Source organism: Chlorobaculum thiosulfatiphilum, from assembly GCF_006265165.1.
Taxonomy (GTDB): Bacteria; Bacteroidota; Chlorobiia; order Chlorobiales; family Chlorobiaceae; genus Chlorobaculum; species Chlorobaculum thiosulfatiphilum.
In genome coordinates this window covers 1-1,761 of the sequence record NZ_VDCH01000054.1, presented here as the reverse complement: position 1 = coordinate 1,761, position 1,761 = coordinate 1, and the positions used below count along the sequence as shown (strand labels likewise).

The 1,761-nt window shown below is 45.1% G+C and carries 1 protein-coding gene; it reads right to left on the bottom strand.

What is annotated here, in order from left to right; genetic code table 11:
* Positions 1 to 170: 170 nt before the first annotated feature.
* Positions 171 to 1,562, bottom strand: a complete 1,392-nt coding sequence (locus FGF66_RS12295) for a hypothetical protein (RefSeq protein WP_170181381.1) — start codon at positions 1,560 to 1,562, stop codon at positions 171 to 173.
* Positions 1,563 to 1,761: the final 199 nt, after the last annotated feature.

Below are 1,761 nucleotides of genomic sequence, written 5' to 3'. Positions count from 1 at the left end.
ATGAACGTTCTCGACCTTCCAGTTTGAGGAAAGACCTAAAAGTTGGTGGTAATGGCTCGTCAGGCTCTGCATGGGAGTATCAAGGTGCGGTTGGGTAAAGCTCAAAATTACTCTATGTTACTTCATACACACCCTTCTTTCCACGATATTCTGCGAAGAGCCTCATTTTACTACTTTGTTGGATATGCACTGGAAAATGCGATAGTGAATCCTTTAGAAGGCCAAGTATGCCAACGCCACGACCAAGCAGACCAATCTGTTCCGGTAGACTCACTCCAAGTAAAACGGCACTGGACATCGTAGGTGTAGGATACATTGATCGAATCTTTCGTCGCGGGCAGGTGAACCCAAACTGTTTGGCTGTTAAATGCCAAAGCACTAGTCGAAATAGTGGGCAATGCTGCTACGCCATCCGATCCGGCGGCACCATCAGGAAAACCGTCAGTAGTACCGTCATATGGAGTTTGCTGGTCGAAGAGCCAGCTATTTGGAGTTTTCTGAATAATCTTCCAATCGCTGATTGAGCAACTCTGAGAGGAGCCGATCGAGTAACTCATATTTCCCGCGATTCCCTCTGTTCCTGCCGTTAGCCCAACAGTAAACTCTGAACTTGAGGTATACTGCGTCACATCGCTCACGTTATTCGGAGAGGATTGATTGCTTACCATCGTGGCAGAACTGATATTCTGTCCAGCAATGGTCATGTAAGCCAAAGACCAACCACGATTAGTTTTGTCATTCACATTAATTTGCGTATAAAGATGCCCTGAATGCTCGATCAGCAACCACTGAACCGGTTGATTGAAATTAACGTTATCATAGTAAACACCAACTGAGGCCAAGCATTCAAGAGTGATATTACCTTGAGGAGGAGTAAAGTTATCTTGCGTTCCTCCATGTGGATTCAACGTCCAATAAAGAAGAATGGGCGTACAGTTCCATAGTGTTTTCGGTATGTCGGATGGAGGAAGATTGGGCCCTTGGTCGTCATTACTTGCTTTGACATCATTGTGAGTGCCTCCAAAAGACCTCCGATGCACAGCTTGCTGTACTCGACTGATAAATGGTTGTAAATCGCTTATCGTCGGCACTGCCGCTTTGTTGACCGGAAACACATCAGTTCTTACAGTTTCAATCTGACCGGCGTTGTTGCGAACATCGAGGGTGCGTTCCACCATACCCTCTGATATTGCACCCATATGCTCTACAAGCGCAACTGGATCCCCGTCAGCGCTCGAGGTGGGATCAATGAGTAAGCACAGACTATCGGAGCAAATATAAGTGAAAATTACTCCATATTGAGCCAATGTCTGTTTGTGCGCTTGAGTTGGTCGAAAAAGTAACACCGGGCGATTCGCCTTGATTGCACTAAAAGATTGCTGGCCTGCGGTTTCAAATTGATGGTGAGGAATTGCGCTGCAATCAACAACAAGTAGGTCGAACTCTGTAATACTTTCGACCATGGAAGATTGATAGTTAACGATGGAACCATGTTGACCGAGCGGCGCAGCCAGTAGATCAGGCAATGCAGCTCCCGATACATTTAAGAAACGTAATTTCATTTTACAATCTCCTCTTGCTAAGTTTCTAAGCTGAAACGACATCTAAACCAGTTGCACTGATTGCTCCGACGATTGTAGAAAAAAAAATCTGAACTCATAACATGTGTGATTTATAAACATAAGGGCATCTCTAAAAAGAGCGATTTGAAATATTCTTCTGACCAGCGACATCGAAACAAGGCGATATTGCCCTGCAAAC

What these genes read in the sequence shown, in the direction of transcription:
- FGF66_RS12295 (WP_170181381.1), bottom strand. Translation starts at nt 1,562, where the DNA reads ATGAAATTACGTTTCTTAAATGTATCGGGAGCTGCATTGCCTGATCTA.